At 64.6% G+C, this 23,208-nt stretch carries 20 protein-coding genes; 11 read left to right on the forward strand and 9 right to left on the reverse strand.

The window, feature by feature from the left end:
* Positions 1–3: 3 nt before the first annotated feature.
* The 5 genes from HYH08_RS25365 to ccmA all read right to left on the reverse strand — a co-directional run bounded on the left by HYH08_RS25365 (position 4) and on the right by ccmA (position 3,120).
* Positions 4–600, reverse strand: coding sequence for a DsbE family thiol:disulfide interchange protein (locus tag HYH08_RS25365; protein ID WP_220012561.1), 597 nt, complete (start codon positions 598–600; stop codon positions 4–6).
* On the reverse strand, positions 597–782 hold the full coding sequence (gene ccmD / locus HYH08_RS25370; RefSeq protein ID WP_220012562.1) for a heme exporter protein CcmD: 186 nt from the start codon (positions 780–782) through the stop codon (positions 597–599). Before ccmD ends, HYH08_RS25365 begins: the two co-directional genes overlap by 4 nt.
* A complete protein-coding gene (locus HYH08_RS25375; RefSeq protein ID WP_220012563.1) occupies positions 779–1,564 on the reverse strand; it encodes a heme ABC transporter permease in 786 nt (261 codons plus the stop codon). The genes ccmD and HYH08_RS25375 overlap by 4 nt, the downstream gene beginning before the upstream one ends.
* A 76-nt stretch (positions 1,565–1,640) precedes the next feature.
* The gene (gene ccmB / locus HYH08_RS25380; protein WP_220012564.1) at positions 1,641–2,309 is read right to left on the reverse strand and encodes a heme exporter protein CcmB; all 669 of its coding nucleotides are present in this window, start codon (positions 2,307–2,309) and stop codon (positions 1,641–1,643) included.
* 208 nt (positions 2,310–2,517) lie between these two features.
* On the reverse strand, positions 2,518–3,120 hold the full coding sequence (ccmA, locus tag HYH08_RS25385; protein ID WP_220012589.1) for a heme ABC exporter ATP-binding protein CcmA: 603 nt from the start codon (positions 3,118–3,120) through the stop codon (positions 2,518–2,520).
* A 241-nt stretch (positions 3,121–3,361) separates the two neighbouring features.
* Between ccmA and acnA the strand changes: the two genes are divergently transcribed.
* The 3 genes from acnA to HYH08_RS25400 all read left to right on the forward strand — a co-directional run bounded on the left by acnA (position 3,362) and on the right by HYH08_RS25400 (position 7,981).
* A complete protein-coding gene (gene acnA, locus HYH08_RS25390; protein WP_220012565.1) occupies positions 3,362–6,082 on the forward strand; it encodes an aconitate hydratase AcnA in 2,721 nt (906 codons plus the stop codon).
* Positions 6,083–6,301: 219 nt separating this feature from the next.
* Positions 6,302–7,081, forward strand: coding sequence for a DUF1223 domain-containing protein (locus tag HYH08_RS25395; RefSeq protein WP_220012566.1), 780 nt, complete (start codon positions 6,302–6,304; stop codon positions 7,079–7,081).
* A gap of 528 nt (positions 7,082–7,609) precedes the next feature.
* Positions 7,610–7,981 carry a DUF2794 domain-containing protein gene (locus HYH08_RS25400; RefSeq protein WP_220012567.1) on the forward strand — a complete coding sequence of 124 codons (372 nt, stop codon included), beginning with the start codon at positions 7,610–7,612 and terminating at the stop codon, positions 7,979–7,981.
* Positions 7,982–8,092: 111 nt separating this feature from the next.
* Here the strand turns inward: HYH08_RS25400 and HYH08_RS25405 are convergent, their stop codons facing one another.
* From HYH08_RS25405 to HYH08_RS25420, 4 genes are all read right to left on the reverse strand, one after another.
* Positions 8,093–8,623, reverse strand: coding sequence for a GNAT family N-acetyltransferase (locus tag HYH08_RS25405; RefSeq protein WP_220012568.1), 531 nt, complete (start codon positions 8,621–8,623; stop codon positions 8,093–8,095).
* Positions 8,624–8,915: 292 nt separating this feature from the next.
* A complete protein-coding gene (locus HYH08_RS25410; protein ID WP_220012569.1) occupies positions 8,916–9,707 on the reverse strand; it encodes a Bax inhibitor-1/YccA family protein in 792 nt (263 codons plus the stop codon).
* Between the two features lie 270 nt (positions 9,708–9,977).
* Positions 9,978–12,548 carry an ABC transporter permease gene (locus HYH08_RS25415; protein WP_220012570.1) on the reverse strand — a complete coding sequence of 857 codons (2,571 nt, stop codon included), beginning with the start codon at positions 12,546–12,548 and terminating at the stop codon, positions 9,978–9,980.
* The gene (locus HYH08_RS25420) at positions 12,545–13,264 is read right to left on the reverse strand and encodes an ABC transporter ATP-binding protein (protein WP_220012571.1); all 720 of its coding nucleotides are present in this window, start codon (positions 13,262–13,264) and stop codon (positions 12,545–12,547) included. The genes HYH08_RS25415 and HYH08_RS25420 overlap by 4 nt, the downstream gene beginning before the upstream one ends.
* 55 nt (positions 13,265–13,319) lie before the next feature.
* Between HYH08_RS25420 and HYH08_RS25425 the strand changes: the two genes are divergently transcribed.
* The 8 genes from HYH08_RS25425 to HYH08_RS25460 all read left to right on the forward strand — a co-directional run bounded on the left by HYH08_RS25425 (position 13,320) and on the right by HYH08_RS25460 (position 23,183).
* Positions 13,320–13,955 carry an arylesterase gene (locus HYH08_RS25425; protein WP_220012590.1) on the forward strand — a complete coding sequence of 212 codons (636 nt, stop codon included), beginning with the start codon at positions 13,320–13,322 and terminating at the stop codon, positions 13,953–13,955.
* 174 nt (positions 13,956–14,129) lie between these two features.
* A complete protein-coding gene (thpR, locus tag HYH08_RS25430; protein WP_027561862.1) occupies positions 14,130–14,666 on the forward strand; it encodes an RNA 2',3'-cyclic phosphodiesterase in 537 nt (178 codons plus the stop codon).
* Positions 14,667–14,873: 207 nt separating this feature from the next.
* Positions 14,874–16,058, forward strand: a complete 1,185-nt coding sequence (gene zapE, locus HYH08_RS25435) for a cell division protein ZapE (protein ID WP_220012572.1) — start codon at positions 14,874–14,876, stop codon at positions 16,056–16,058.
* Positions 16,059–16,300: 242 nt separating this feature from the next.
* Complete coding sequence (mdh, locus tag HYH08_RS25440; protein WP_008145224.1) at positions 16,301–17,269, forward strand: malate dehydrogenase; 969 nt, start codon at positions 16,301–16,303, stop codon at positions 17,267–17,269.
* A gap of 206 nt (positions 17,270–17,475) precedes the next feature.
* Positions 17,476–18,672, forward strand: coding sequence for an ADP-forming succinate--CoA ligase subunit beta (sucC, locus tag HYH08_RS25445; protein WP_220012573.1), 1,197 nt, complete (start codon positions 17,476–17,478; stop codon positions 18,670–18,672).
* Positions 18,673–18,676: 4 nt separating this feature from the next.
* The gene (locus HYH08_RS25450; protein ID WP_220012574.1) at positions 18,677–19,156 is read left to right on the forward strand and encodes a DUF1579 family protein; all 480 of its coding nucleotides are present in this window, start codon (positions 18,677–18,679) and stop codon (positions 19,154–19,156) included.
* Positions 19,157–19,191: 35 nt separating this feature from the next.
* Positions 19,192–20,076 (forward strand): succinate--CoA ligase subunit alpha, encoded by an 885-nt coding sequence (sucD, locus tag HYH08_RS25455; RefSeq protein ID WP_220012575.1) that lies wholly within the window; start codon positions 19,192–19,194, stop codon positions 20,074–20,076.
* 137 nt (positions 20,077–20,213) lie between these two features.
* Complete coding sequence (locus tag HYH08_RS25460; RefSeq protein ID WP_220012576.1) at positions 20,214–23,183, forward strand: 2-oxoglutarate dehydrogenase E1 component; 2,970 nt, start codon at positions 20,214–20,216, stop codon at positions 23,181–23,183.
* Positions 23,184–23,208 lie beyond the last annotated feature (25 nt).

The raw sequence follows: 23,208 nt of genomic DNA on the forward strand, positions 1-23,208 counted from the left end.
GTGCTAGGACCCCGCCGCCTTCAGCGCTTTCTCCATCTGCGGCAACAGCACCGTGCGCAGATTATCCGGCGTGATCGGGCCGACCAGCTTGTAGACAATGGTGCCCTCAGGGCCGACCACAAACGTCTCCGGCACGCCATAGACGCCCCACTCGATCGAGGCGCGGCCATTGGCATCGACGCCGACGCGGCCGAACGGGTTGCCATAGCGCCCCAGGAAGCGGCGGGCGTTGTCGGACGCATCCTTGTAATTGATGCCGACGAGCTGGAAGCGTTTGTCTTTTGCCAGTTCGGTCAGCAGCGGCGCTTCGTCGTGACAGGGCACGCACCAGGACGCCCAGACATTGACAAGGCTGACCTTGCCCTTGAACGCCGCGGGATCGAGCCCGGGCACCTGCGCGTTGTCGGCCAGCAATCCCTCGAGCGGCGGCAGTGTGGTCTGCGGCGCAGGGCGGCCGATCAGTGCGGAGGGAATCCGCGAGGGATCGCCGCTGCCGAGCCGGAACCAGAACAGCAGCGCAAGGCCGATAAAAGCGAGCAGCGGCAGCACCATCAGGAAGGTGCGGCGCTGCGGCGGCGTGGTCGTCGATTGATCGCTCATGGCCGGTCTGTCGAGCTGCGCGCCGAACGGCGGGTGACGCCGCTGCGCTCGAGCTCGCGCAGGCGCCCGGTCTGGCTGCGATAGTCCAGCACGATCCAGCCGATCAGGATCACGACCACGAGGGCGGCTGCCGCGTAGGACGTCACGATGAAGGGCGCGTAGGGACCGAGCGACATCATCACGCCGCCCCCTTTGACGCGTTCTCTTCACGCGAACCGGTGCTTAACTCGCTCGAAAACGCGACGCGGCTCGCCTGCATCATCTGCAGCGAGCGGACGCGCCGGCGCAAAATCTCGTTGCGCATGGCGGCCAGGTGCAGCGTGACGAACAGCAGCGTGAACGCGATCGCCATCACCAGCAGCGGGATCAGGAAGGATTTGTCGAGCGTCGAGCCGCCCATCCGCATCACCGAGGCCGGCTGGTGCAGCGTGTTCCACCAGTCGACCGAGAACTTGATGATCGGCAGGTTGATCGCGCCGACCAGCGTCAGCACCGCGGCCGCACGCGCCGCGCGCGAGGGATCGTCGACCGCGCGCCACAGCGCCATCAGGCCGAGATACATCAGGAACAGGATGAGCACCGAGGTCAGGCGCGCATCCCATTCCCAATAGGTGCCCCACATCGGCCGGCCCCACAGCGAGCCCGTCAGCAGCGCAAGGAAGGTGAAGCTGGCCCCGATCGGCGCCGCCGCTTTCGCCGCGACGTCGGCGAGCGGATGCCGCCACACCAGCGTGCCGAGCGAGGCGATGCTCATCACGCCCCACACGAACATCGACAGCCAGGCATTGGGCACGTGGATGAACATGATCTTGACGGTCGCGCCCTGCTGGTAGTCGTCGGGCGCGAGCGCGGACTGATAGAGGCCGATCGCGAGCAGGATGATGGTCGCACCCGCAAGCCATGGCAGCAGCCGCGCCGAGAGCGCGAGGAACCTTGTGGGATTGGCGAGATCGATCAGCGACATGGTATTCTGATAATCACCGGTGGCTGCTCACGCAATCAGCATGAAAGCGCGCAGCGAAAGTTGATCGGGGTCAAGGTCAATCAAGTCCGTGCCGCAGGCTCGCCGCCGCCGCGAACGGACCGATCACCAGGCTGACCAGAGACAGCGCGCAGAGGATCGAGAACGGCGCGCCGAAATTCATGGGGCCGACAATCACCGCCTGCGAGGCTGCCACGCCGAAAATCAGCACCGGGATCGACAGCGGCAGCACCAGCACCGCCATCAACAGCCCGCCGCGATGCAGCGTCACCGCCAGCGCCGCGCCGATCATGCCGGTGAAGGTGAGGGCCGGGGTGCCCGCCAGTAGCGTCAGCGCCACCGCGGCCGTGGCCACCATGTCGAGGTTGAGCAGCAGGCCGAGCACCGGGGTTGCGACAATCAGCGGCAGGCCCGCGGCCAGCCAGTGCGCCAGCGCCTTGGCGGCACAGGCGAGTTCCAGCGGCGTCCGGCTCATCGTGATCAGATCGAGCGAGCCGTCCTCATGGTCGGCCATGAACAGCCGGTCCAGCGTCAACAGGCTCGCCAGCAGAGCGCCGAGCCAGAGGATCGCCGGCCCCAGCCGCGACAGCAGCGCCAGGTCCGGCCCCACCGCAAACGGCATCAGCACGACGACGGTGAGGAAGAACAGCACGCCGATCAACGCCCCGCCGCCAACGCGAAGCGCGATCCGGATGTCCCGGCGAATCAGGGCGGAGAGGGCGGTCATGGGGGACCCCCATCATGCCCCAACGGCGGTGCGCTCCCTCCCCCGCTTGCGGGGAAGGGTCGGGGAGAGGGTGTCTCGTCAACGAAGACTCCCCCAGAGGAGAGAGCCCTCACCCGGACCTGCGCGCCGACCTCTCCCGCAACCGGGAGAGGCAAGGGCACTCGGAGCGACAACGGTAGCCGCTCGAAAAGCTGAGGGTCCGCCCGGTTCACGCCACACCCCCGATCCTGAGCTCCCGCGAATCAATCCCCAGCGGACCATGGGTCGCTGCGATGATCATCCCGCCCCGGCCGAGATGCTCCCGCATCAGCCCGCCGAACATGTCCTGTCCCGCCACGTCCAGCGCACTGGTCGGCTCGTCCAGCAGCCAGACCGGGCGGCGGACCGTCAGGAGCCGGGCCAGTGACAGCCGGCGGCGCTGGCCGGCGGAGAGGAAGGCGGCGGGCAGGTGGGTGGCATGGTCGAGCCCGACGGTGGCGAGGCTCTCGGCGGTGTCACGGCGCTCGCCGCCTAGGAAATCAGCCCAGAATGCCAGATTTTCGGCCACACTCAGTGCCGGCTTGAGGGCGTCGCGATGGCCGAGATAGTGGCACTGCTCCGGCAGCGTCAACTCCGCGTCGCCCCCATCCAGCGCGATTGTTCCGCCTGCCGGAATGAGCAGCCCCGCGATCAGCCGCAGCAGCGAGGTCTTGCCCGCGCCGTTGCGCCCGACCACCGCCACGGCTTCGCCCGCGACCGCCTCGAAATCGAGCCCGGAAAACACCTCGCGGCCGCCGCGCACGCACGTCACCCCGCGTCCGGACAGCTTGATCTGGCCTGGTACCAACCCGTTCACAGCCGGGCCTCAGGAAATCTTGGGGTAGCGCATCAGAATTTTTGGCTCGCGACTTGCTGGGGTATGTTTGTGGCTGTGGCGGCGCGGTTAGAAAGCTTCTATAAGCCCGGAACCACTTGATGCAGCAACTCAACCTGCCCCTGCAAGCGACCCAGCCTGCCACGCTGACGGTGTTAAGATACCCTGCCGGGTATAACTAACAATTGGGATTTCCTACATGACCTCGCTCGACAGCTTCAAATGCAAAAAGACCCTCAAGGTCGGCGCCAAGACCTATGTCTATTACAGCCTGCCCACGGCCGAGAAGAATGGTCTGAAGGGAATTTCGAAACTCCCCTATTCGATGAAGGTCCTGCTCGAGAACCTCCTCCGCAATGAGGACGGCCGCTCGGTCAAGAAGGAGGACATCGTCGCGGTCTCGAAATGGCTGCGCAAGAAGTCGCTGGAGCATGAGATCGCGTTCCGCCCGGCCCGCGTGCTGATGCAGGATTTCACCGGCGTTCCCGCGGTGGTCGATCTCGCTGCGATGCGCAACGCCATGCAGAAGCTCGGCGGCGACGCTGAGAAGATCAATCCGCTGGTGCCGGTCGACCTCGTCATCGACCATTCCGTGATCGTGAACTTCTTCGGCGACAACAAGGCTTTCGCCAAGAACGTCACGGAAGAATACAAGCAGAACCAGGAGCGCTACGAGTTCCTGAAGTGGGGCCAGAAGGCGTTCTCGAACTTCTCGGTCGTGCCGCCCGGCACCGGCATCTGCCACCAGGTCAATCTCGAATATCTCTCCCAGACGGTCTGGACCAAGAAGGAGAAGATGACGGTCGGCAAGAAGACCGGCACCTTCGAGGTCGCTTACCCTGACTCGCTCGTCGGCACCGACTCCCACACCACCATGGTCAATGGTCTCGCCGTGCTCGGCTGGGGCGTCGGCGGCATCGAGGCGGAAGCCTGCATGCTCGGCCAGCCGCTGTCGATGCTGCTGCCCAACGTCGTCGGCTTCAAGCTGAAGGGCGCGATGAAGGAAGGCGTCACCGCGACCGACCTCGTGCTCACCGTGACGCAGATGCTGCGCAAGCTCGGCGTGGTCGGCAAGTTCGTCGAGTTCTTCGGCCCCGGCCTCGACAACCTCTCGGTCGCCGACAAGGCGACCATCGCCAACATGGCACCCGAATATGGCGCGACCTGCGGCTTCTTCCCGGTTGACGCCGCTGCGATCGATTACCTCAAGACCTCCGGCCGCGCCGCACCGCGCGTCGCGCTGGTGCAGGCCTATGCGAAGGCGCAGGGCTTGTTCCGCACCGCCAAATCGGCTGATCCCGTGTTCACGGAAACGCTGACGCTCGACCTCGCCGATGTCGTGCCGTCGATGGCCGGTCCGAAGCGCCCGGAAGGCCGCATCGCGCTGCCCTCGGTCGCCGAAGGCTTCTCGCTGGCGCTCAGCAGCGAGTACAAGAAGGCTGAAGAGCCGGCGAAGCGCTTCCCGGTCGAAGGCAAGAATTTCGATCTCGGTCACGGCGACGTCGTGATCGCCGCCATCACCTCCTGCACCAACACCTCGAATCCGAGCGTGCTGATCGGCGCCGGCCTGCTCGCGCGCAACGCCGCCGCGAAGGGCTTGAAGGCAAAGCCGTGGGTCAAGACTTCGCTCGCTCCGGGCAGCCAGGTCGTCGCGGGCTATCTCGCCGATTCGGGTCTCCAGGCCGATCTCGACAAGGTCGGCTTCAACCTGGTCGGCTTCGGCTGCACCACCTGCATCGGCAATTCCGGTCCGCTGCCGGAAGAGATCTCGAAGTCGATCAACGACAACGGCATCGTCGCCGCCGCCGTGCTGTCGGGTAACCGCAACTTCGAGGGCCGCGTCTCGCCGGACGTGCAGGCGAACTATCTGGCCTCGCCGCCGCTCGTCGTCGCGCATGCGCTCGCCGGCAGCGTCACCAAGAACCTCGCCGTCGAGCCGCTCGGCGAAGGCAAGGACGGCAAGCCGGTGTATCTGAAGGACATCTGGCCGACGACCAAGGAGATCAACGCCTTCATGAAGAAGTTCGTGACCGCGTCGATCTTCAAGAAGAAGTATGCCGACGTGTTCAAGGGCGACACCAACTGGCGCAAGATCAAGACCACCGAGAGCGAGACCTATCGCTGGAACATGTCTTCGACCTATGTGCAGAACCCGCCCTATTTCGAAGGCATGAAGAAGGAGCCGGAGCCGGTCACCGATATCGTCGAGGCGCGCATCCTCGCCATGTTCGGCGACAAGATCACCACTGACCACATCTCGCCGGCCGGTTCGATCAAGCTCACTTCGCCCGCCGGCAAATATCTCAGCGAGCATCAGGTGCGCCCCGCCGACTTCAACCAGTACGGCACCCGCCGCGGCAATCACGAAGTCATGATGCGCGGCACCTTCGCCAACATCCGCATCAAGAATTTCATGCTCAAGGGCGCGGACGGAAACATCCCCGAGGGCGGCCTGACCAAGCACTGGCCCGACGGCGAGCAGATGTCGATCTACGACGCCGCGATGAAGTACCAGCAGGAGCAGGTGCCGCTCGTCGTGTTCGCCGGCGCCGAATACGGCAACGGCTCCTCGCGCGACTGGGCGGCGAAGGGCACCCGCCTGCTCGGCGTGCGCGCCGTGATCTGCCAGAGCTTCGAGCGCATCCATCGCTCGAATCTGGTCGGCATGGGCGTGCTGCCGCTGACCTTCGAGGAAGGCACCTCGTGGTCCTCGCTCGGCCTCAAGGGCGACGAGAAGGTCACGCTGCGTGGTCTCGTCGGTGACCTCAAGCCGCGCCAGAAGCTGACCGCGGAGATCGTCTCCAGCGACGGTTCGTTGCAGCGCGTTTCGCTGCTCTGCCGCATCGATACGCTGGACGAGCTCGATTACTACCGGAACGGCGGCATCCTGCACTACGTGCTGCGCAAGCTCGCCGCGTAAGCGCGAATTTGTGAACGGTGGCTCACCGGCACGTGAGTAGAAGGTTAAATGAAGGCGGCCTATCACAAGGCCGCCTTCGCGCGTTTGCGGTACGATTCAGATGGGCGCGCCCGGCGGAAATCCGCTTCAGGACGGTTGAATGTGCCGCGCCCGTAAGACTACGGTGACCATCAGGCGATAAGATTTCCCTTTCACGAGCAATGGTGTGCGGCGTTCGACATGACAGCAATGACGGCTTCTCATTCGGTTTCGCGTTGGTCCGGTGCCTTCTGGTCGGGAGCACTCGGCCTATGCGCCATCGTCGCCGTCATCCGTCCCGCCGAGGCTGCTGATCCGCGTGCCGTGGTCGAGCTCTTCACCTCGCAGGGCTGCTCCTCCTGCCCGCCCGCCGACAAGGTCATCGGCGATCTCTCCAACGATCCCTCGATCATCGCGCTGAGCATGCCGATCGACTATTGGGATTATCTCGGCTGGAAGGACACGCTGGCGGATTCGCGCTTCACGGCGCGGCAGCGCGCCTATTCGCGCATGCGCGGCGACCGCGAGATCTACACGCCCCAGGTCGTGGTCAACGGCTCCGTGCATGTCATCGGCAGCGACCGCACGGGAATCGAGAGCGCGATCGGCAAGACCGACAAGAGTGCCGGCGTGATGAGCGTGCCGGTGACGATGTCGCTTTCGGGCAAGCAGATCAACGTCTCGGTGGCCGCGAGCAAAGAGCCGGCGGTCTCGCACGGCGAGGTCTGGATCTGCTCGATCACGAAGTCGGTGCCGATCTCGATCGCCAAGGGCGAAAATCGCGGACAGCAGCTCACCTATCACAACGTGGTGCGCAACCTGCTCAAAGTCGGCGACTGGAACGGCCATCCGGAGAGCTGGACGGTGCCGCTGGAAAACCTCACGCGCGACGGAGTCGACGGCGCGGTGGTCTATGTCCAGGACGGCAGCCGCGAAAAGCCGGGCCCGATGCTGGGTGCGGCGTATACGTCGCTGCACTGAAGCAGGCGTAAAACATCTCTGCTTGCCTTCGTCATTCCGGGGCGCGCCTCTTGGCGCGAACTATGGTGCGCAATTGCGCACCATAGTTCGCGCTTCGCGCGCCCCGGAATGACGGAGAAAAACAGAAACATCCCGCCGCAAACAAAAAAGGACCAACTTGCGTTGGCCCTCCTTGCCGTGCGTACAGACCCGATCCTGTTCGACCCCGGGGGGCTGGGGGCTGAGGAATCCGGAACCGAAAGGACCGGGTCAACGCACGCAACTCTTATCGCAATGCAGGGCGGCAGGCGCTGGGCGGAAAAGCGGCGATCCTGTGATTCCTGCTAACGATCCCGTGACGGTTCGTCGCGACAGAGTTCCACCGTTGCGTGTGTCCTGATTCGCGACCGATTCGATCGGTTGCGTACGGGGCCTCTTGCGGCCGGGAACGGTTGGCGCAATCATGTAATTGTCATGATCCGCGGTTCCGGGGACGGTCTGCGCGGCCAAAGGTATGCCAAGGGTACTGTGCGACAGGAGGCGCTTGCCATGAGTTTGACGCCGGAGGATGCCGATCCGAGCGGGCAGCGCGCAGTGGCGCACTCCGCCGCTGCGAATGTCCAGCCGAACCGGGTGACGTTCAACCGAATCGAGCTGCACCGAATTCTCAATCTCTATGGCCGCATGGTCGCCGACGGCGAGTGGCGCGATTATGCCATCGACTTCCTGAAGGACCGCGCCGTGTTCTCGGTCTTCCGCCGTGCCTCGGAAGTGCCGATCTATCGCATCGAGAAGGACCCGCGCCTCGCGCGCAAACAGGGCATGTACAGCGTGATCTCGGCCACCGGCCTGATCCTGCGCCGCGGCCACGAGCTCGAGCGCGTGCTGCTGGTGATCGATCGGAAATTGGCGGTGGTCTGACGAAACGAACGGTGCCGTAGGGTGGGCAAAGGCGCCTTTGCGCCGTGCCCACGTTCTTTCTCGATCGCAACAAATGCGTGGGCACGCTTCGCTTTGCCCACCCTACGGCACCTATTTTGTCGGCACCGTCTTCGCGCCTTCGCCGAGGTCGCGCTGCATCATCACCGTATCCAGCCAGCGGCCGAATTTCAGGCCGACATTGGGATGCGTGCCGATCATTTTGAAGCCGCCTCGGGTGTGCACGCCGATCGAGCCGGCATTGGCGGAATCGCCGATCACAGCAACCATCTGGCGAAAGCCGCGCGCCTCGCATTCGGTGATCAGTCGGTCCAGCAGCAGTGAGCCGATGCCGCGACGGTGGAACGAGGGATCGAGATAGATCGAGTTCTCGACCGTGAAGCGATAGGCTGGCCGCGGCCGGTAGGCCCCGGCATAGGCATAGCCGGCGACGCGTCCCTCGACGATCGCGACGAAATAGGGATAGCCGCCATCGACCAGCGCGCGGTAGCGGCGCGTCATCTCTGCAAGGTCAGGCGGATCCAGCTCGAACGTAGCCGTGCCCTCGCGGACGGCCTGCTGATAGATGGCGGTGATGGCGGGGAGGTCGGCCTCGGTGGTGGGCCTGATTTCGGGTGCGGACATGGGAGAAGATTAGAGCGTTCCTACGGCCGCCGGAAGGGGCCCCGGCGCATCCCACATCCTCCGTCATTGCGAGGAGCCTCCATTTTCTCCACTGTCATTCCCCGCGAAGGCGGGGAATCCAATACGCCGCGGCCTTTCGGTCCATCAGGACTGCCTCTGGAATACTGGATCGCCTGCCCCAGTGCGCAATTGCGCACAAGGCGGGCGATGACCGCGAGTATGTGGGGGCAGGGCTCAAACAAAAACCCCGGCCTCTCAGCCGGGGTTCGTGTCGTTCACTCTGGGCTATCGCTTAATCGCGCTGGCCGAGGAGCTGCAGCAGCAGCGTGAACAGGTTGATGAAGTTCAGGTACAGCGACAGGGCGCCGGTGATGGCCGCACGCTCCGCGATGTCACCGCCGGCCGACGCGTAGCCGTAGATGTAGTCGTTCTTCAGGCGCTGCGTATCCCAGGCGGTGAGGCCCGCGAACACCAGCACGCCGACCACCGACACGATGAACTGCAGCATCGAGCTCGCCAGGAACAGGTTCACCAGGCTCGCGATGATGATGCCGATCAGGCCCATGAACAGGAACGAGCCCATGCCGGTCAGGTCACGCCTGGTGGTGTAGCCGTAGAGGCTGAGCGCACCGAAGGTCGCCGCGGTGATGAAGAACACCCGCACGATCGAGGTGTGGGTGAACACCAGGAAGATAGACGACAGCGAGATGCCCATCAGCGCCGAGAACACCCAGAACAGGATCTGGGCGGTCGAGGGGGCGAGACGGTTGATGCCCGCCGAGATCACGAACACCATGGCGAGCGGCGCGAGCATGAACAGCCACTTCAGGGGGCTGACGAACATCGCGTAGCCGAACGGCGTCAGGAAGATCTTGCCGACCCGAACGGCATCCGCCGTCGGGACGTCGGTCACGGCGGCCATGTAGACGCCGAGCGCGGCAAGGCCGGTGATGGCAAGGCCGATGCTCATGTAGTTGTAGATGCGCAGCATGTAGGCGCGCAGGCCGGCGTCGACCGTCGCGGCGTCAACACGCCCGGCGGCCCTGCCGAAAGGAGAAGCGTAGTTACGGTCTAGGTCCGACATGGTCGAATTCCCGTTGGTTGGTCCGGTCCGGCACGAGGGTCGCCATGCCGCCGGTTCGTCAAATTCTATCTCGGATACCGATGTCTGCCGACTAAATTCTGGCTCACAATCGGGGCTCCGAACCCACTCGATATGTGGGAAACTAACACATTCGCTGCAACCGTCCACGCGCGGCTGAATGTCGCCCTTACCGGCAATTCAGACGCGCAGACGTGGTTAATCGCAGGAATCGTGCGATTTCGCTCCCGCACCGGCAGCCGCTACCATTTGTCACAAATTCCGCAACACCGTGGCGGGCTTTTTGTTCAACGCCAGAAGCGTTCCAGCGAGCCCCAGCCCGACGGTGACGATCAGCGCGGCCACGACCACCCCGGCCGCGCTGCCGGCCTGCCAGACGAAGCTCAAGGTCATCAGCCGCGTCACGATCATCCAGGCAGCTAAGCTGCCGGCGATCACCCCGAACACCGCGGTGGCAAGGCCAATGAGGAGGTACTCGAGGGCATAGGCGCCAAGCAGCCGCAGCCGCGTCGCGCCGAGCGTCTTCAGGATCACGGCATCATAGACGCGATGGCGATGGCCGGCGGCGAGCGCGCCGCCCAGCACCAGGACCGCCGAGATCAGCGTGATGGCGCTGGCGCCGCGGATCGCGAGGGCCAGGTTGGTCACGACCGAGCCGACTGTCTCCATCACCTCGCGCACGCGTACGCTGGTCACCATCGGGTAGGCGTCGGCGACCTGCTTGATGATCCTGCCGTCGGCCTCGGCGCTGCCGCCGCTTTCGGTCAGCGTCGCGATGTGGGTGTGCGGCGCGCCCTTGAAGGCGTTCGGCGAGAACACCAGCACGAAATTGATGCCCATGCCCTGCCAGTCGATGGTGCGCAGATTGCCGATCCTGGCCGGGATGTCGCGGCCGAGCACGTTGACCACGATTTCGTCGCCGAGCTTGAGGTCCAGCCCGTCGGCGATCTTCTTCTCCATCGAGACCAATGGCGGGCCGGAATAATCCGCCTTCCACCACTCGCCCTCGACCACCTTGGAGCCCTTCGGCAGATCCGCGGTGTAGGTCAGGCCGCGGTCGCTCTGCAGCACCCATTCGGAATCGGTGGTGGGCTTGAGGTCCTCGGCGCGTACGCCGCGGGCGCCGACGATGCGCCCGCGCAGCATCGGCACGTCGTCGACCTTGGCCTCGGGCGCGATCTTGCGGAGGTAGGCGTCGAACTGTTCGGCCTGCGTGCTCGGGATGTCGATGAAGAAGAACGACGGCGCGCGGTCGGGCAGGGCCGCCAGGAACTGCCGGCGCAGATTGCCGTCGATCTGGGTGATGGTGACGAGCACGGCCAGGCCCAGACCGAGCGACAGCACGACGGAGGGCGTCAGCGCGCCCGGCCGGTGGATGTTGGCGACCGCCAGCCGCAGCATCGGCAGGCGCGAGCGCGGCAGCCGCCGTGCGATCGTCATCAGCAGCGCGGCGATGCCGCGCAGCAGCGCGAACACGACGATTGAGGAGGCCACGAACACCGCGGCGATCCGCTTGTCGAAGGAGAGCCCGATCACCACCGCGATCAGCAGCGCGACCACCACGCCCATGAACACGAGATAGCCGGGGCGCGGACGGTGCCATTCCGAGCTGATGGTGTCGCGGAACAGCGCGGCGACCGGCACGTCATGCACCCGGCCGAGCGGCCACAGGCCGAAAGCCAGCGCGGTGAGCAGGCCGTAGACGAAGGCCAGCGCCAGCTCGTCGACATGCACCGCCGGCACCACCGGCAGCGGCAGCAGTTTTCCGAACAGGCCGACGATGGCGAACGGCATGGCGGCGCCAAGTGCGAGCCCGATCACCGAGCCGATCGCGGCGAGCAGCAGGACCTGGGCGAGGTAAATTCCGAACACGTCGCGCCCCGTCGCGCCGACGGCCTTGAAGGCCGCGATCACTTCGAGCTTGCGGTCGATGTGGCTCTTCACGGCGTTGGCGACGCCGACGCCGCCGACCAGCAGCGCGGCGAGGCCAACCAGCGTCAGGAATTGCGTGAAGCGGTTGATATTGCGCTCGAGCTGTGGCGAGGCGTTGGAGCGGCTGCGGATCTCCCAGCCGGCCTGCGGCGCGGCGCTGCGCGCATCCGCGATGAAGGCGTCGGTGGCGCGCTCGCTGTTGCCGGTGTCGGGCAGCTTGACCCGGTAGACCCAGCGCACCAGGCTGCCGGGCTGGATCAGGCCGGTGGCCTTCAGGCCGGCCTCGCTGATCAGGAAGCGCGGCCCGAAGCCGATGCCGCCGGCGAGCTTGTCGGGCTCGGCTTCGACGGTCGAGCGGATCTGGAACGTTGCGGAGCCGATGGTGACGCGGTCGCCGGTCTTCAGCGACATCCGCGCCAGCAGCGCCGGATCGGCGGCGGCGCCGAACGCGCCGTCTCGCTCCGCGAGCAGCTCGGACATCGGCAGTGGCGGCGCCAGCGTCAATTGGCCGAGCATCGGATAGGTGTCGTCGACCGCCTTCATCTCGACCAGCGCGAGCTGGCCGTCGGCCGAGCGCGCCATGCCGCGCAGGGTGGCGGCGGTCGAGACGGTGCCACGCGAGCGCAGGAAGGCGATCTCTTCCGGCCTGGCCTCGCGCTGAAACAAGACGAACGACACATCGCCGCCGAGCAGCGTGCGGCCCTCGCGGGCGAGACCGTCGGAGAGGCTCGCCGACACCGAGCCGACGCCGGCGATCGCCATGACGCCGAGCGCGATGCAGGCGATGAAGACGTAGAAGCCGCGGAGGCCTCCACGCAATTCGCGCAGCGCGTAACGCAGCGACAGCGCGGCGGCGTTCGGCTTCGCGAACGGCTCGACAGCGATGCTCATGCGGGCGCGGACTGGGTGTCGATACGGCCCGAACGCAGGCGGATGACGCGATCGCAGCGATGCGCGAGCGAGGAATCGTGCGTCACCAGCACAAGCGTCATGCCGCGCTCGGCATGCTTGGTGAAGAGCAGGTCGACGATCTGCTTGCCGGTAGCCTCGTCGAGATTGCCGGTCGGCTCGTCGGCAACGAGGATGGCGGGATCGGGCGCCAGCGCGCGGGCAAGCGCGACGCGCTGCTGCTCGCCGCCGGAGAGCTGCGTCGGATAATGATGCAGGCGGTCGCCGAGCCCGACCGATTGCAGCTCCTGCGCGGCGCGCTTCGCAGCATCGGGATTGCCGGCGAGCTCGAGCGGCACCGCGACATTCTCCAGCGCCGTCATGGTCGGGATCAGGTGGAACGACTGGAAGACGATGCCGACCTGACGGCCGCGGAAGCGGGCCAGCGCGTCCTCGTCGAGGGCATTGAAAGCGGTGCCCGACACCACCACCTCTCCGCTATCAGGACGCTCCAGCCCCGCCATCACCATCAGCAGCGTGGATTTGCCCGAGCCTGACGGGCCGATCAGGCCAATCGTCTCGCCGGAGGCGACCCGCAAGCTGATATCCTTGAGGATGTGAACGCGTGCCGCTCCCGTGCCCAATGACAGATTGACGTTGGAGATGGCGATGGTATCCGCCGCGGCGGTGAGCGAAGAGGGATCGATGCGAGTGTCCATGGTCCGGTCATATGGCAACTCCGCACGCCCGGTCGAGAGGCGTTACGGATTGTTCATGCACATAGCCGTGTTGATGCTCGTTTTGATGACGGTCGCGAACCCGGCTTGGGCGGAGGCGACAAAACCGATCAAGCTTGTCGTTCTCGGCGATTCCTTGAGTGCCGGCCTTGGCCTCCCGGCCCAGCAGGCGTTCCCCGCCAAGCTCCAAAAAGCCTTGCAGGCCAAGGGCATAGAGATCGACATGACCAATGCCGGGGTGTCCGGCGATACCTCCTCCGGCGGCCGCGACCGGCTCGACTGGTCGGTGCCCGATGGAACCGAAGGCGTGATCGTCGAGCTCGGCGCCAACGACGCGCTGCGCGGCATCGATCCTGATCTGACGCGCGCAGCGCTTACCGAGATCGTGCAGCGTCTCAAGGCGCGCCAGATTCCGGTGATGCTGTGCGGCATGCTGGCGCCGCCGAATTACGGCGCCGACTATGCTGCGCGCTTCAATTCGATTTATCCGGATCTTGCGAAAAAATTCGACGTGCCGCTGTATCCGTTCTTCCTTGACGGCGTCGCGGCCGATGCCAAACTCAACCAGGCCGACGGCATTCATCCGACTGCGGAAGGCGTCGACATCATCGTCGGCAACATCATGCCCACAGTGGAGGCATTCTTGCGCAACATAAGCGAGCAGCGACGTTGAAAAGCAGGCAGCGCTAACCCTAATTCCCAGGGTTTTCCCGGGGGAGGGCGCGCACTGCTTCGCAGAGTCACACAACTGCGATAGGAATCATTGTACCGGTGATTCGTCGCCGGCTCTAATTTGGATATGGTCTTCGTCGCGAGGACTGTACCCAAGCATCGGGAGTGCGAAACGATGCCGCGTTTGTTCACTGGTCTGGAAATTCCGGCCGAGATCGGCCAGTCGCTTTCCAATCTTAGGGGTGGCCTTCCCGGCGCCCGGTGGATCGATCCCGAAAATTATCACGTCACCTTACGCTTCATCGGCGATATCGACGGCGCCTCCGCCAACGAGATCGCCTCGATGCTGTTTCGCGTCGACCGCAAGCCGTTCGAGGTGAAGGTGCAGGGGCTGACCAGTTTCGGCGGCCGCAAACCGCGGGCGGTCGTTGCGACGATTGCACCGAGCAAGCCGTTGATGGAGTTGCAGGCCGAGCTCGAACGCATGATGCAGCGGATCGGCCTCGATCCCGAAGGGCGCAAGTTCATCCCGCATGTCACGCTCGCCCGCCTGCACGACGCCACCGACCGCGACGTCGCCGACTATCTCTCGATCCGCGGCTATTTTCCCAGCAAGGCGTTCATGGCGGAGCGTTTCGTGCTGTTCTCGTCGCGCGCCTCCACCGGCGGCGGCCCGTATGTGGTCGAGGACGCCTACGAGCTGTGTGAGTGACACTGCTCTCGTGCCCCGGACGCAGCGCAGCGCGTAGCGGTGCGCTGCAGAGCCGGGGCCCAGTTCGCCCCGAGTAATGAACGAAACAGTGGGTCCCGGTTCTGCGCAGCAGCGTTCGCGCTGTAGCGCGCCCGGGACACGGAACGCATAGCGCCCCGCACCAATTCACGGCTTGCAATTTCCGCCGGTCTCTGGCGGTAAAGAGCCATGCTCTCCACCCAAAATTCCTCCTTCAGCGAAGCCTATCAGGCCCAGATCGCGTCCGGCGCGATCGAGGCCGATGCTGCGCAGGCCGAAGTTGCCGAAGCCTATTCGGCGCTGGACCTGCGGCTTGCGAACTACAGCCCGAGGCGCAAGCAGGGCCTGCTCGCGCGCCTGTTCAGCAGCGACAAGGACGAGGCGCCGCACGGGCTCTACATCCATGGCGAGGTCGGCCGCGGCAAGACCATGCTGATGGACCTGTTCTTTCAGCACTCCGACGTCGAACACAAGCGCCGTGCGCATTTCCACGAATTCATGGCCGATGTGCACGAGCGCATCTACGATTATCGCCAGAGCATCGCGCGCGGGCAGATTCCGGACGGCGACGTCATCGCGCTGACCGCGCAGGCGATCTTCGAGGAGAGCTGGCTGCTCTGCTTCGACGAATTCCACGTCACCGACATCGCGGATGCGATGATCCTCGGACGCCTGTTCGCAAAGCTGTTCGAGCTCGGCACCGTCGTGGTTGCAACCTCCAACGTGGCGCCCGACGATCTCTACAAGGGCGGCCTCAACCGTTCGCTGTTCCTGCCCTTCATCAAGCAGATCACCGACCACATGGACGTCGCGCGGCTCGATGCGCGCACCGATTTCCGTTTGGAAAAGCTGCAGGGCGTGCCGATGTGGCTGACGCCGGCGGATGGCGATGCCGATGAAGCGCTCAACCGCGCCTGGTCGAAAATGACCGGCAATGCCGCGTGCAAGTCGCGCCACATCCAGATCAAGGGGCGCACCCTGCACGTGCCGTGCTCGGCCCATGGCGTCGCACGCTTCGGCTTCGCCGATCTCTGCGAGAAACCGTTGGGCGCATCCGACTACCTCAGGCTGGCGCATGACTACCACACCATCCTGGTCGACCATATTCCAGTGATGGACTTCCCCCAGCGCAACGCCGCCAAACGTTTCATCACGCTGATCGACACGCTCTATGACAATGCCGTGAAGCTGATGGCTTCGGCCGACGCCAACCCGATCTCGCTCTACCTCGCCCACGAGGGCACCGAGGCCATGGAGTTCAAGCGGACAGCCTCGCGCCTGATCGAGATGAGCTCGGAATCCTATCTGGCGCTGCCCCACGGCCGCAAGGATTCCACCGCCAGCGGCTCCACCAAGGGCCTGGTCGAGACTTAAGTCCTATGCGCTGTCATTCCGGGGCGCGCGGAGCGCGAGCCCGGAATCCATCTATCGGCGCGCGCTGCCGCCCGATGGATTCCGGGCTCGCGACTTTCGTCGCGCCCCGGAATGACAGGGCTGCTTGCCCGAGGCGGCGCCAAGCCCGACAATTGGGCATCCACCGACTTGAACGGGGAAAGCGAAAGGGATAACCACCCTATCAGTTTTCCCTCCTTCGGATGTCTAAAGGACAGGTTCACATGGCGCGCGACAAGATTGCTTTGATTGGCTCCGGTCAGATCGGCGGAACGCTGGCTCACCTCATCGGCCTGAAGGAACTGGGCGACGTCGTGATGTTCGACATCGCCGAAGGCGTGCCACAAGGCAAGGCGCTCGACATCGCGCAGTCCTCGCCGGTCGATGGCTTCGACGCCCACTACACCGGCGCCAACTCCTATGAGGCGCTCGACAACGCAAAGGTCTGCATCGTCACCGCCGGCGTGCCGCGCAAGCCCGGCATGAGCCGCGACGACCTCCTCTCCATCAACCTCAAGGTCATGGAGCAGGTCGGTGCCGGTATCAAGAAGTACGCTCCCGACGCCTTCGTTATCTGCATCACCAACCCGCTCGACGCGATGGTCTGGGCGCTGCAGAAGGCTTCCGGCCTGCCGCACAAGAAGGTCGTCGGCATGGCCGGCGTGCTCGACTCCGCGCGCTTCCGCTACTTCCTGGCCGACGAGTTCAACGTCTCGGTCGAAGACGTCACCGCCTTTGTGCTCGGCGGCCATGGCGACACCATGGTGCCGCTGGTGAAGTACTCCACCGTTGCCGGCATCCCGCTGCCCGACCTCGTCAAGATGGGCTGGACCTCGCAGGCCCGCCTCGACGAGATCGTAGACCGCACCCGCAACGGCGGCGCCGAGATCGTCAACCTGCTCAAGACTGGCTCGGCCTTCTACGCCCCGGCTGCCTCCGCCATTGCGATGGCCGAGAGCTATCTGCGTGACAAGAAGCGCGTGCTGCCGTCGGCTGCGTACCTGAACGGCGAATACGGCGTGAAGGACATGTATGTCGGCGTGCCCGTTGTGATCGGCTCCAAGGGCGTCGAGCGCGTCGTCGAGATCGAGCTCGCCGGCAAGGACCGCGAAGCCTTCGACAAGTCGGTCGGCGCAGTGCAGGGCCTGGTCGACGCCTGCAAGAAGATCGCACCCGATCTTCTCGGCCGCTAAGGCAAACCAATCCCCGCCGAAGACCGAAACCCGGTCTTCGGCGGTTTCACTTCCGGCACCCCCTGACCGGGATGGGGGTCCGGCTCGCTAATCCAGAGATCGATGTCAGAGAATCCGGGTTGCAGTTCCTGTGGTATATGGTATGCCAGCCACAAGACTGAGGTGGGCCTGAGAGGTCACCGCCCGCGGGTTCAGGGAGCGACCATATGAATATCCATGAATATCAGGCCAAGGCGCTGCTGGGTGAGTTCGGCGTGCCGATCTCCAAGGGCGTCCCGGTTCTCAAGGCTGCAGACGCGGAAGCCGCCGCCAAGGCGCTGCCGGGTCCGGTCTATGTGGTGAAGAGCCAGATCCATGCCGGCGGCCGCGGCAAGGGCAAGTTCAAGGAAGCCTCCGCCGGCGACAAGGGTGGTGTCCGCATCGCCAAGTCGGCCACCGAGGTCACCGAGTTCGCCAAGCAGATGCTGGGCGCCACCCTCGTGACGATCCAGACCGGTCCCGCCGGCAAGCAGGTCAACCGCCTGTACATCGAAGACGGCTCCGACATCGACAAGGAGTTCTATCTCTCGCTTCTCGTTGATCGCGAGACCTCGCGCGTCTCCTTCGTCGTCTCGACCGAAGGCGGCGTCAACATCGAGGACGTCGCGCACAACACCCCTGAGAAGATCGTGACCTTCTCGGTCGATCCCGCCACCGGCATCATGGGCCATCACGGACGCACCGTCGCCAACGCGCTGAAACTCTCGGGCGATCTCGCCAAGCAGGCGGAAAAGCTCACCGCGCAGCTCTACGCGGCGTTCATCGCCAAGGACATGGCCATGCTGGAAATCAACCCGCTGGTCGTGACCAAGCAGGGCCAGCTCCGCGTGCTCGACGCCAAGGTGTCGTTCGACGACAATGCGCTGTTCCGTCACCCCGAAGTGCTCGCGCTGCGTGACGAGACTGAGGAAGACGCCAAGGAAATCGAGGCGTCGAAATACGACCTCAACTACGTCACCCTCGACGGCAACATCGGCTGCATGGTCAACGGCGCCGGCCTTGCCATGGCGACGATGGACATCATCAAGCTCTACGGCATGGCACCGGCGAACTTCCTCGACGTCGGCGGCAGCGCCAGCAAGGAGAAGGTGGCGGCCGCCTTCAAGATCATCACCGCCGATCCCAATGTGAAGGGCATCCTGGTCAACATCTTCGGCGGCATCATGAAGTGCGACGTGATCGCCGAGGGCGTCACGGCGGCGGTTCGCGAAGTCGGCCTCAGCGTGCCGCTGGTGGTTCGCCTCGAAGGTACCAATGTCGAGCTCGGCAAGAAGATCATCCGTGAATCCGGCCTCAACGTGGTGCCGGCGGACAATCTCGACGACGCCGCGCAGAAGATCGTGAAGGCCGTCAAGGGAGGCTGAGGCCATGACCCAGGACCATCTTTCCGCATCATCCCCGCTTGCCGAGCACGCGCGTCTCGCCGCGTTCGCCGGCGAATGGAATGGCGAAGAGATGGTCTTTCCGTCCCGCTGGACGGAAGGCGGGCCGGCGACCTCGCGCACCGTCGCGCGCATGGACCTCAATGGATTCTATCTGATCCAGGACAGCGTCCAGATGCGCGACGGCAAGCAGGCCTTCGCCACCCATGGCATCTTCACCTACGACCGCGACGACCGGACCTACAAATTGTTCTGGTACGACTCGCTCGGCTACACGCCGCCCTCGCCTGCTTCCGGCGGGTGGGTCGGCAAGACCCTGACGCTGGTGCGCGGCTCGCTCCGCGGCAATGCGCGCCACGTCTACGAGATCATCAATGAGGATTCCTACTCGTTGAAGATTCAGTTCTCGCCGGATGCGGAAGGCTGGGCCGACGTGCTCACCGGCGTCTACCACCGCATCCACTGACCTCTCACTCCGTTAGTTTCGCGAAAGCAGACCTCATGTCCATCCTGATCGACAAGAACACCAAGGTCATCTGCCAGGGCTTCACCGGCAAGAACGGCACCTTCCATTCCGAGGCTGCGATTGCTTATGGCACCAAGATGGTCGGCGGCACCTCGCCGGGCAAAGGCGGCTCGACCCACCTGAACCTGCCGGTGTTCGACACCGTGCGCGAGGCGCGCGAGAAAACCGGTGCCGACGCCTCGGTGATCTACGTGCCGCCGCCGGGCGCGGCCGATGCGATCTGCGAAGCCATCGACGCCGAGATCCCGCTGATCGTCTGCATCACTGAGGGCATTCCCGTCCTCGACATGGTGCGCGTGAAGCGCTCGCTGGCCGGGTCCAAGTCGCGTCTGATCGGGCCGAACTGCCCGGGCGTCATGACCGCCGGCGAGTGCAAGATCGGCATTATGCCCGCCAATATCTTCAAGACCGGCTCGGTCGGCATCGTCTCCCGCTCGGGCACGCTGACCTATGAAGCCGTGTTCCAGACCTCCCAGGAAGGCCTCGGCCAGACCACCGCGGTCGGCATCGGCGGCGATCCGGTCAAGGGCACCGAATTCATCGACGTCCTCGAAATGCTGCTCGGCGACCCCAAGACCGAATCGATCATCATGATCGGCGAGATCGGCGGTTCCGCCGAGGAAGACGCCGCCCAGTTCCTCAAGGACGAAGCCAAGCGCGGCCGCAAGAAGCCGATGGTCGGTTTCATCGCCGGCGTCACCGCTCCTCCCGGCCGTCGCATGGGCCATGCTGGCGCGATCATCTCGGGCGGCAAGGGCGACGCCGGTTCCAAGACCGAGGCGATGAAATCCGCAGGGATTACAGTATCCCCGTCTCCCGCCCGCCTCGGCCACACGCTTGCCGAAAAATTGAAGGGCTAATTCAGTTCTTCGTGCTTTTCCGGGCGAAGTTTCGCAGCAAATAGGGTAAAGGGTGCCTGTCGCGCCGAGCCTCTGCCGGGGAGCTCGGCGCCAGCGCCGTTTGTTATGCGCGAACCGAAATCGCCAGGAACTCAAGTATGTCTCGCCAGGACGCGAACGCAGCCTTTGCCCTGTCATCCTTTTTGCAGGGCACCAACGCCACCTATATCGACGAAATCTACGCCCGCTACGAGAAGGACCCGTCTTCGGTCGACGCCGAATGGCAGGAGTTCTTCAAGAGCCTCAACGACCAGCCCGCTGACGTCCGCAAGAACGCGGAAGGGCCGTCCTGGGAGCGCGACAACTGGCCGCTGACCCCGAAGGACGACCTCACCTCCGCCCTCGACGGCAATTGGGCCGAGGTCGAGAAGGCGGTCGGTGCCAAGATCGCCGCCAAGGCGCAGGCCAAGGGAGGCGACAAGGGCGCCGACATCTCCTCCGCCGATCTGCTCCAGGCGACGCGCGACTCCGTCCGCGCCTTGATGCTGATCCGCTCCTACCGCATGCGCGGTCATTTCCACGCCAAGCTCGATCCGCTCGGCATCGAAGCCCCGCGCAACCGCGAAGAGCTCGATCCGCGCACCTACGGCTTCACCGAAGCCGATTTCGACCGCAAGATCTTCCTCGATCACGTGCTCGGCCTCGAATACGGCACGCTGCGCGAGATCACCGCGATCTGCGAGCGTACCTACTGCCAGACGCTCGGCGTCGAGTTCATGCATATCAGCAATGCCGCGCAGAAGGCCTGGATCCAGGAGCGCATCGAGGGGCCCGACAAGGAAATCTCCTTCACCCGTGAAGGCCGTAGAGCCATCCTTCAGAAGCTGGTCGAAGCCGAGGGCTTCGAAAAATTCTGCGACACCAAGTTCACCGGCACCAAGCGCTTCGGCCTCGACGGCGGCGAGTCGCTGATCCCCGCGCTGGAACAGATCATCAAGCGTGGCGGCAATCTGGGCGTGAAGGAAATCGTGCTGGGCATGCCGCATCGCGGCCGCCTCAACGTGCTGACCCAGGTGATGGGCAAGGCGCACCGCGCGCTGTTCCACGAGTTCAAGGGCGGCTCGGCCAATCCCGACGCGGTCGAAGGCTCCGGCGACGTCAAGTATCATCTCGGCGCCTCCTCGGACCGCGAGTTCGACGGCAACCGCATCCATCTGTCGCTGACCGCCAATCCCTCGCATCTCGAGATCGTCGATCCCGTCGTGCTCGGCAAGGTGCGCGCCAAGCAGGATCAGCACGGCGATCCGCCTGATATGCGCATCTCCGTCATGCCGCTGCTGATGCATGGCGACGCGGCGTTCGCCGGCCAGGGCGTCGTTGCAGAGTGCTTCGGCCTCTCCGACCTGAAGGGCTACCGCACCGGCGGCTCCGTGCACTTCATCGTCAACAACCAGATCGGCTTCACCACCTATCCGCGTTACTCGCGCTCCTCGCCCTATCCATCGGATGTGGCGAAGATGATCGACGCGCCGATCTTCCACGTGAACGGCGACGATCCGGAAGCGGTTGTGTTCGCGGCCAAGGTCGCGACCGAATTCCGCCAGAAGTTCCACAAGCCCGTCGTCATCGACATGTTCTGCTACCGCAGGCATGGCCATAACGAAGGCGACGAGCCGGCGTTCACCCAGCCGGTGATGTACAAGCGGATCGCGGCGCATCCGTCCACGCTCGAGCTCTACGCCCGCCGCCTCATCAGCGAAGGCGTGATGACCCAGGGCGAGGTCGACAAGGCCAAGGCCGACTGGCGCGCCCGGCTCGATGCCGAGTTCGAGGCCGGCACCTCCTACAAGCCGAACAAGGCCGACTGGCTCGACGGCAAATGGGCGGGCTTCAAGATCGCCGACCAGGAAGAGGACGCGCGTCGCGGCGTCACCGGCGTCGACCTTCCGATCCTGAAGGACATCGGCCGGAAGATCACCAAGGTGCCGGACGGTTTCCGCGTTCACCGCACCATCCAGCGCTTCCTGGAAAACCGCGCCAAGGCGATCGACGGCGGCACCGGCATCGACTGGGCGACCGGCGAAGCGTTGGCGTTCTGCACGCTGCTCAACGAAAACCACCACGTCCGGCTCTCAGGACAGGATTCGGAGCGAGGCACCTTCTCGCAGCGTCACTCGGTCCTGATCGACCAGGAGGACGAGAGCCGCTACACCCCGTTCAACCATCTCGGCAGCGAGCAGGGCCATTACGAGGTCATCAACTCGCTGCTGTCGGAAGAAGCCGTGCTCGGTTTCGAATACGGCTACTCGCTGGCCGAGCCGAACACGCTGACTCTGTGGGAAGCGCAGTTCGGCGACTTCGCCAACGGTGCGCAGGTCGTGTTCGACCAGTTCATCTCCTCGGGCGAACGCAAATGGCTGCGCATGTCCGGTCTCGTCTGCCTCTTGCCGCATGGCTATGAGGGCCAGGGTCCGGAGCACTCTTCGGCGCGTCTCGAGCGTTACCTGCAGATGTGCGCGGAAGACAACATGCAGGTGGTCTATCCGACCACGCCGGCGAATTACTTCCACGTGCTGCGCCGCCAGCTGCATCGCGAGATCCGCAAGCCGCTGATCCTGATGACGCCGAAGTCGCTGCTGCGCCATAAGCGGGCCGTCTCGCGTCTCGAGGAGCTCGCGAAGGGCACCACGTTCCATCGCATCCTCTACGATGACGCCCAGATGCTGCCGAACGAGGCGATCAAGCTCGTCCCCGACGAGAAGGTCCGCCGCATCGTGCTGTGCTCCGGCAAGGTCTATTACGACCTCTACGAGGAGCGCGAGAAGCGCGGCATCGACGACATCTATCTGATGCGCGTCGAGCAGCTCTATCCGGTGCCGCTGAAGGCGCTGGTGGCCGAGCTGTCGCGCTTCAAGAAGGCTGAAGTGGTGTGGTGCCAGGAAGAGCCCCGCAACATGGGTGCCTGGCACTTCATCGAGCCCTATCTGGAATGGGTGCTCAACCAGGTGAACGGTGCGAGCCGGCGTCCGCGTTATGTCGGCCGCGCCGCTTCCGCTGCGACCGCGACTGGTCTGATGTCCAAGCATCAGGCGCAGTTGAAGGCGTTCCTGGACGAAGCACTGAGCTGAACTTTTTGAACTGCGTCATGCCCCG

The sequence above is a fragment of the Bradyrhizobium sp. BR 10289 genome, assembly GCF_019455385.1.
Classification (GTDB): Bacteria; Pseudomonadota; Alphaproteobacteria; order Rhizobiales; family Xanthobacteraceae; genus Bradyrhizobium.